This is a genomic window from Candidatus Neomarinimicrobiota bacterium (assembly GCA_018647265.1).
GTDB lineage: Bacteria > Fidelibacterota > Marinisomatia > Marinisomatales > TCS55 > TCS55.
Genome location: JABGTK010000029.1, coordinates 1 through 5,159, shown reverse-complemented (window position 1 = coordinate 5,159; position 5,159 = coordinate 1). Strand labels below are relative to the sequence as shown.

At 40.0% G+C, this 5,159-nt stretch carries 6 protein-coding genes; all 6 read left to right on the top strand.

Annotated features, from left to right (window positions below):
- Positions 1 to 364 (top strand): peptidase M28 (locus HN459_02145; GenBank protein ID MBT3478241.1); only part of this gene is annotated, 364 nt, incomplete at its 5' end.
- Positions 361 to 1,068, top strand: coding sequence for a hypothetical protein (locus tag HN459_02140; protein MBT3478240.1), 708 nt, complete (start codon positions 361 to 363; stop codon positions 1,066 to 1,068). The genes HN459_02145 and HN459_02140, both read left to right, overlap by 4 nt.
- Positions 1,069 to 1,120: 52 nt before the next feature.
- Positions 1,121 to 1,810, top strand: a complete 690-nt coding sequence (locus HN459_02135; GenBank protein ID MBT3478239.1) for a hypothetical protein — start codon at positions 1,121 to 1,123, stop codon at positions 1,808 to 1,810.
- Positions 1,811 to 1,892: 82 nt separating this feature from the next.
- A complete protein-coding gene (locus tag HN459_02130) occupies positions 1,893 to 3,314 on the top strand; it encodes an amidohydrolase (GenBank protein MBT3478238.1) in 1,422 nt (473 codons plus the stop codon).
- A gap of 219 nt (positions 3,315 to 3,533) precedes the next feature.
- Positions 3,534 to 4,586 (top strand): cyanophycinase, encoded by a 1,053-nt coding sequence (locus HN459_02125; protein MBT3478237.1) that lies wholly within the window; start codon positions 3,534 to 3,536, stop codon positions 4,584 to 4,586.
- Between the two features lie 147 nt (positions 4,587 to 4,733).
- The gene (locus HN459_02120) at positions 4,734 to 4,880 is read left to right on the top strand and encodes a hypothetical protein (GenBank protein MBT3478236.1); all 147 of its coding nucleotides are present in this window, start codon (positions 4,734 to 4,736) and stop codon (positions 4,878 to 4,880) included.
- Positions 4,881 to 5,159 lie beyond the last annotated feature (279 nt).

The window sequence follows — 5,159 nt, the reverse complement described above, 5'->3', positions numbered from 1 at the left end:
TAAATTTTCAGCCTATTTTAATCAAGATTATGGCCCTGGTCAGTATAGAGGTATTTATCTTCAAGATAATGAACATGTAAGAAAGATTTTTACTTCTTGGATGAAGCCATTTGATGATCTTGGTATGACAACCATTGGATCTCAGAGTGTTGGAAGTACAGACCATATTCCTTTTGATAGAGCTGGGCTTCCGGCCTTTCAGTTTTTACAGGATCGGGTTGGTGGAACTGGAGGTCATACAAACTTAGATTTCTATGATACAATACCTATTGAAGATATCAAAAAAAATGCAGTTATTGTAGCCTCGTTTGTTTATCATACAGCTATGCTAGATCAACTATTACCTAAAAAGAAAAAGTTATGAAAAATTTATTAGCACGTGGTGGGATTGAATTCCTGGCCGTATTCTTGGGTATTGCGCTATCCTTTTATGTAGAGGCCTGGCAGACGGAGAATGATAATAAGATAAAGAAAGATCAATACCTTTCCGATCTGACCCATACACTGGAGAGTGACATCGGCCAGATCAATAAACTCTTGGAAACATTATTTAAATCTGATCAACTCATTACAGAAATACAGAGTGACATTGATCAAAACCATACGGTGTATACCAATCCGGAAATACTAAATAAACTATTAGATGTTGAGGTCGGTTTTTCATTTTTTCCACAAGATGGCATCTTTAACCAACTCATAGCCACCGGTTCATTTGAACTGATCGAAAATGTGGAATTAAAAAATATACTTCTGGAGATGTATAACCATCAGAAGCAGCGGAATTATGCCACATCAACAGAAATAGATCATTTTAATATTCGTTTTCGGAATGAGATCTTGGATGAATTTCGGGTGAGTTTTAAGTACAATTCTTATGATGGTGCTTTTTATGGTAGTCGGACCTTAAATCAATACAAATTCAATCAATCCTACTATATGTCAAATGATTTTTATGGCTTGCTGTCCCAGGCGAACCTCTATGGGAATATGTATACAAGGCAATTGAAGGATATTGAAAAGTCTTATTTAACCGCCTTATCGTTGGCTAAAAATGAGATTACAGAATAATAGGACACCCCTCGTCAGGCTCAGGGTGATATTATAAAAATAGGGAGGAAGAATGAAAAACATATTAGCAAGAGGCGGCATTGAGTTTTTAGCCGTACTCTTGGGCATATCCGGATCGTTATGGGTGGATGATTATCGAATAGAGTTGGTGAATAATGAAAAAACAATTTATACCTTAGAAAGTTTAAAGAATGAATTGGAAAAGGTAAAATTGTACGAGGAGGGAAGAGCGCAATATATTGAAAACGGTAGTCAAGCACTTCACACCATTCTCGAGAATTGGGGCAGAAATAACCCAGACTCTTTAATCATTATGAAAACTGGGAAAAGAGATTTGATTCTTTCATTAAAGGCTTACTTTGCAGTACACCCACCTATGGCGATATATAATAGTCTAAATAACGATGGCAGTATTGGCTTGATCGATAACTTGGAATTAAAAGAAAAAATCAATGATGTGTTCCAAATTAGACCGGATCATATATCCGAAGCCGTTGGAAACCAAAAAGACTTATATAGAAGATTTAATGAATATATTATAAAAAACCACCCATTATTAATTGATACTGATCTGAAAAATAAACACAAAGAATTGGCAGCATTCTTGTCTGATCCAATCATATTTGGATTTTTATCCGAACAAAAGGGCATGCGTGCATTTATCGTGCGTATAATTAATAGTCATATAGAAGTTATCAATGATTTAATTGATGCAATCGATAACTATTTGGAGAAAGCATGAAAAATATTTTAGCTCGCCTAAAAGAATTTAAATAAACCTTAACCCATTAATTGAAAGAAGGAGAAGAACAATGTTAACAAAAATGAAATTAGTTTTTATTGGTATATTGAGTGTTGTGGTACTTACGGCCGGTGATGATTGGTCTAAAAATAAAAAAGCCATCGACAAGTCAGTAGAGAAGCACCGGAAGGCGCTCATCAAAATTAGTGATGCCATTTGGTCCAACGCAGAACTGGCATTGGAAGAACATAAGTCATCTAAAATTTTGGCGGACTATGCGGAAAAGAATGGTTTTAACGTAGAGCGTGGTGTGGCTGGGATGCCTACAGCATTTATAGCAACTTATGGCTCCGGTCGCCCTAGAATAGGTATCCTTGGTGAATTTGATGCAAACGCAGGCATTTCCCAAAAAGCGCAATCAAAAAAAGAAGCTTTAATTGAAGGTGCCCCGGGCCATGGCTGTGGACATAATTTATTTGGTACCGGCAGTCTCGGTGCCGCCGTCGCTATAAAAGAATTGATGGCCAAGGGTAAAATAAAAGGAACGGTGGTTTTTTACGGTACCCCTGCAGAAGAAACCATTTTTGGCAAAGTATGGTTCGCTCGAGCCGGTCTTTTCAATGACCTTGATGTGTGTGTGGATTGGCATCCTGGAGATGATATGGAAGCCGCCACACAGAGCAGCAAAGCGCTCATCGATTTTCGCGTTAATTTTTATGGAAAGAGCGCCCATGCATCTGCGGACCCTTTCAATGGTTTCAGCGCTGTGGACGGAATGGAACTCTTTACGACCGGCATCAATTATTATCGGGAGCATATTAAACCCACGGCCCGGATTCATTACCAAATTGAAAAGGCCGGGGATGTGGTGAATGTGGTTCCAGACAAAGCCCAGATCTGGGTCCGAGTGCGGGAGAACGATCGGGAAAGCTTGAGCGTGGTTTATGAACGGGTAAAGAAAATGGCCGCTGCCGGCGCCCTCATGGCAGAAGTGGAGCACGAGATTAATCTCATTTCCGGTATTTATGAAATTTTACCAAACCGTCGTGGCGCTGGTGCGATTCAGACCAATTTTGAAATGTTGGGTCCTATCAAATACACCAATAAAGAAATGGAATATGCGAAAGAGATTCAACGGGCCACAGGCAAACCGGAGGTGGGTATGGATGGGGCTATTTATCCACTGAAAGAAACCAAGCCGGCACAAGGCGGCTCCACGGATGTGGGGGATGTAAGTCAGATTGTGCCCGTAGTTAGACTTTCCACACCGGCAGCACCGAAAGATGCGCCTTGGCATTCATGGGCGGTGGTCGCTTGCACAGGCATGTCTATTGGTCATAAAGGAATGATCCAAGCTACCAAGGCTTTGGGCATGACCATGGTGGATTTGTTTGAAGATCCTCAATTAATTAAAGAAGTAACAGCGGAATTCAAGGAACGGAAGGGCTCCAGAAAATACGAAGCTATGATTCCTCCCGGTCCGCCGCCAGTAAAGCAGAAATAAATTATTGTCATTGCGAGCAAAGCGAAGCAATCCCATCGTTAAATGAGATTGCTTCGTCGCTTCGCTTCTCGCAATGACAGGTTAACTTAATAAATGATAAAAAAACTCACCCTTACCCATTTCTCTCGAAAGATTATTGCGAAATGACTCTCATTTTTACGCACCTCCTAAAATTCCCCCTCGTATGAGGGGGGAATAAAAAGGAGAGAGTCAAATATAATGCTTCTTGTTTTTATGAACTTCATTTTATTCTTGAACTTCACTTTATTTTTACTCGCCTGCGAGGATAAGCCAAAAGAAGAAAAAATAGTTATACCGCCTGTTGTCCATCAGTACACATCGTATCATACGGGTAAAACTGTGGATAAAAAAACAACCCCCAAAGGGGGCGTTTGCCTCATGGGCGGCAGTCGCGAAGATGACAATGCCATGCGTTGGTTTTTGAATCAATCGGATGGGGGCGATATTCTGGTCCTCCGCGCTTCCGGCTCAAATGGATATAATAATTATATGTATTCTGATTTGGGCGTTACCATTAATTCGGTTGAATCCATCGTGGTTAAAAATAAAGATGCCAGTTATGACACAACCCTTCATCGCAAGATTGAACAGGCAGAAGGCATTTGGTTTGCCGGCGGCAATCAGTGGAATTATGTGAATTATTGGCGAAACACGCCGATTGACAGTCTCATCAATGATGGGATCCAAAACAGAAAAATTGTTATCGGCGGGACTAGTGCCGGCATGGCCATCCTTGGCGAATATATTTTTAATGCGAAGAATGGTACCGTTACATCTGGAGAAGCTTTAGGCAATCCGTATCATAATGGTGTATCCATTGATTCAACCAAGTTTATCGGGTTAAAATATTTGGACAATGTGATAACCGATACCCATTACAGTCAGCGAAGCAGGCAGGGAAGGCATGTGGCTTTTTTGGCAAGATTGGTTAAAGATTTTGGTGTAGATGCCAGAGGAATCGCCGCCGATGAAAGAACGGCCATCACGATTGGAACGGATGGAATTGCCAAAGTTTATGGTGAATCGAATAAGACTTTTTTCATCCAAATGACCGGCCCGGCGCCGGAATCCTGTACTGCCAACCAACCCTTGAATTGGAGTGCCGATTCAACGGCACTAAAAGTGTATGAAGTTCAGGGGACTTTAAATGGCTCTGCCACTTTTAATCTGGATGATTGGGAAACGGGAAGCGGCGGTGCGTGGCATCACTGGTTTGTGATTGATGGTAAATTCAACTCAAAATCTTTTTAATTTTAACTCATCCCAACCCGTATGGGGAGGACCAATAAACATTAGAAAAGGAATCTCTTCCTCTATTTGGGGAGGATTATGGTGGGGTTTATAAATAATGGAAACTTCAAAATTACTACGAATTCATTCCATGTCGTATTTTCCGCTATGAATTTCTCATTTGTACAAATATTTTGGATCGTCCTTATTATTATTGCCATAGCCAGCATTAGGCGAATTGCTGCCCAAAAAGGGTGGACACTCAAAAACTTTATTCGTGTTGAAGATGTGGATGATGATAAGAATGAATCATAAGTTCCTCCTCAATAATTAAATTCACAAAATATTTCCATTATATAAATACAATTAAATTAGGATTTAGAGACAAGGGACTTTTGACTGATGTGTATTATCTTCTTGACTTATTTATAATTTAAAATCTAATTTTGCCTATCCACACTATATTCTTAATTCCATTAAGCATAAGGTAATTTGAGGTAATTTGATAATAGAACAGACAAATCGGGGGATTTGCCAACGGGAAAATCTCCCCAAAAATAGAGATCTGTTCGTTCTTTTTAGCATACCTCTTCC

Coding starts and splice junctions, on each gene's coding strand:
- HN459_02140 (MBT3478240.1), top strand. CDS start 361: ATGAAAAATTTATTAGCACGTGGTGGGATTGAATTCCTGGCCGTATTC.
- HN459_02135 (MBT3478239.1), top strand. CDS start 1,121: ATGAAAAACATATTAGCAAGAGGCGGCATTGAGTTTTTAGCCGTACTC.
- HN459_02130 (MBT3478238.1), top strand. CDS start 1,893: ATGAAATTAGTTTTTATTGGTATATTGAGTGTTGTGGTACTTACGGCC.
- HN459_02125 (MBT3478237.1), top strand. CDS start 3,534: ATGCTTCTTGTTTTTATGAACTTCATTTTATTCTTGAACTTCACTTTA.
- HN459_02120 (MBT3478236.1), top strand. CDS start 4,734: ATGAATTTCTCATTTGTACAAATATTTTGGATCGTCCTTATTATTATT.